Origin of the sequence: Methylobacterium sp. WL64 (assembly GCF_008039945.1) — a bacterium.
GTDB lineage: Bacteria > Pseudomonadota > Alphaproteobacteria > Rhizobiales > Beijerinckiaceae > Methylobacterium.
Window position 1 is genome coordinate 1 of the sequence record NZ_VRVA01000254.1, and the last position, 2,586, is coordinate 2,586.

General features: G+C 65.2%; 3 protein-coding genes. 1 reads left to right on the forward strand and 2 read right to left on the reverse strand.

The genetic code is table 11. The features are described from left to right. Positions 1–430: 430 nt before the first annotated feature. Positions 431–634, forward strand: a complete 204-nt coding sequence (locus tag FV242_RS33545) for a hypothetical protein (RefSeq protein ID WP_147941971.1) — start codon at positions 431–433, stop codon at positions 632–634. Between the two features lie 352 nt (positions 635–986). Here the strand turns inward: FV242_RS33545 and FV242_RS33550 are convergent, their stop codons facing one another. Then, positions 987–1,427 (reverse strand): MEKHLA domain-containing protein, encoded by a 441-nt coding sequence (locus tag FV242_RS33550; RefSeq protein ID WP_187278680.1) that lies wholly within the window; start codon positions 1,425–1,427, stop codon positions 987–989. An 81-nt stretch (positions 1,428–1,508) separates the two neighbouring features. Continuing rightward, on the reverse strand, positions 1,509–2,586 hold a 1,078-nt coding region (locus FV242_RS33555; RefSeq protein ID WP_246693011.1), incomplete at its 5' end, for an SMP-30/gluconolactonase/LRE family protein.

Sequence of the window (2,586 nt, forward strand, 5' to 3'; positions counted from 1 at the left end):
CCGCCGAGGGCGAGGCCGACATCCGCACCGTCGTCGATACCGCGCGCCTCGCAGGCCGCAGTCCCTTCGGCACCATTCTCAAGACCATCGGCGCCTGAAACCAGCCATCAATGGCGTGGGTAATTACCGTCGCGGAGCATTGGCTGCCTGCTAGGTGCATCGTGGGTCGAAAAGAGTGAAGCCTTCGATGGGGATTGGCGTGTTGGAGTCTGTCTTATTTTTTGCCGAATCGCGGCATTAGCTGCCGATATCCGGCATCCGGGAGGTCCGCCCTTATATAGATTTTAAAGAGGTTTCAAAGGGCCGCTCTCAATATCGAACGCCGCAGATCACGCGGTGCAGCTTTGAATGGTGGGCGAAGATAATCTTTGTGAAACGGCTCTGATTGCTGAAACTCAACAAGTTGAGAGTTTTACATTAAGGTACTCAAATGACAGGCAGCGACGATGAAGATTTTGATGTCATATCGGATCTCTGTATCAATGCTTGTCAGGCAGTATTAGCCTCCGGATCGGCCGAAATGCGGGCGTTGGCGCGTCTGATGCTTTATGTTCTTGCTCGGGAAACAATAGAGCGCATGACAAAATCGGATTTAGATCTTGATAATTCGCCTACCCTGCCCAGTGTTTGTTAGTTAATTTTACATATGATAAGATACAGATAATAAATAGAAGTATATATTTTATTCAAATCAAGCATTCGCTGAGTTCTTGTAGGGTCTGATTGCGATCCTGTTCCTGTGTGCTTTTGTTTTATCCAGACGGACGAGAAGCGACCGGCTCGGGCCGTGGGAGGAGTGTCCGGTTCTCGCCGAGCGTCCAAGTGCCGCTCCAACCCCGAGCCGAAGTTGCCGGAGGGCTGACGAGCGGCTGCTTCAGAGAAACGCTAACGGCAGATCATGAGGCTGGGGCAGGCCGCAAGCGGAACCCAGCGCGCGTCGAAGGTCACCCACCCCCCATCCGCGAGAGGGTGCGCCTGACCCCACCTCACGCGTCGCGCCATTCCGAAAACGTCGCCGCCTGGCCCACGCTCACGCCGTCGCGGTCGAGCTGCCAGACGATCGCCTGCTCGATCCAGAAGCGCCGGCCGCCCTTGGCGATGCGCAGGCCGCGGTAGCCGCGGGTGAAGCCGTCCCGGGCGACGGCGTCGAGGAGGCGCTGCCGCTCGGCGCGCTCGGGGGCCTCGGCCGAGAGCCGCGAGGGCAGGCCGACGAGTTCCTCGCGACGGTATCCGAAGCAGGCCTGGGCGGCCCGGTTGGCGTAGACGAAGCGCGGGTCGGCGCCGCCGTCATGGGCCAGCACCACGAAGGGTGCCTGCCCGTACAGCCAGGCCGCGTCCGCCCCCTCCGGCACCAAGGCCGCGCCGAGGCGCCGCCGGTAGCTGCCGGTGAGGACGGCGAAGAAGTCGGGATCGAGCGAGAGGTCCATCACGGCAATCCGGAAGCTGATGCGCCATCGAGGATCCGGCGCATACCGCGTGGCGGGCCTGCCGCGGTGTGCCGAATCCCACTACAGGACCGGGTCCGCGTCGATGCGCATGCGCAGGATCGCGTAGGGCGGCTGCTGCAGGTCCTGGCCGCGGTTGAATTCCGGCCGGCGGTTGACCTGGGCGCTCGAGATGTAGAGCCACCGGTCCGGGGTGATCCAGAACGTGTCGGCCCAGATCAGGCGCGGGTCGGCGGCCAGCACCTCCACGGTGCCGTCCGGCAGGCGCCGGCCGACGGCGTTGTGCTCCTGCAGGCTGAGATAGACCCGGTCCTGCGAATCGGTGGTCAGGCCGCCGGTCATGCCCTTCTCGCCGAGATCCTGCACCGTGGCGGCCAGGGCCGCGTCCGATACGTTCGGGTCGAGGAGCGCCGCAGTCTCCACCGCGTAGAGGCGCCGGCTCATCAGCGGCGCGTAGTACAGGCGGCGGCCGTCCGGGCTGATCGCGATGCCGTTGGCGCCGCCCGTGGGGTTTTTGGCCGGGGCATCCCCCTTCTGCTCCATCACCGGCCGCAGCTCCACGAACTTGACCAGCCCCTCCTGGGTGGCCGTGCTCGGGTGGTCGGCCAGGCGCCGGCTCACCCGCCCGCTGGCGAGGTCCACCGCCAGGATCGCGCCCTGGCCGCCCTGGCCCTGGTCGGTGATGTAGGCGAGCGCCCGGCCGTCGCGCACGTCGACCCGCAGGTCGTTCAGGGACGACTCGGCCACCACGCCGGCATCGAGCGGGATCACCCGGCGGATCTTGTCCTGGGTGATGTCGATCTCGAGGAGCTTGGCGGCCCCCGGCACCGGCTTGCTCTTGCCCTCGGTCAGGCCGGAATCGAGGATCCAGAACGCATCGTTGCGGTCGAACACCCCGTTGGGGACGTGGAACAGGGTCGCCTGCGGGTCCTTCGGGTCCGGCTTGTTGGCCCGCGCGTCGGGGTAGGGCTTCACCGAGCCGTCGGGGAGCACCTCGCCGAGGGTGACCGGCTCCGAGCCGGTGAAGCGCGGCATCATCACGAAGATCCGGCCGCCCCGGGCGATCGCCAGGCCGGTGGGCGTGGACGGGGCGTTGGCCGCCATCGCCAGCTCCAGCACCCCGGCGGGGCGGCTGGTGGGG

Excerpts from the sequence above, each read along its gene's own strand:
- FV242_RS33550 (WP_187278680.1), bottom strand. The coding sequence starts at position 1,427 with ATGGACCTCTCGCTCGATCCCGACTTCTTCGCCGTCCTCACCGGCAGC.
- FV242_RS33545 (WP_147941971.1), top strand. The coding sequence starts at position 431 with ATGACAGGCAGCGACGATGAAGATTTTGATGTCATATCGGATCTCTGT.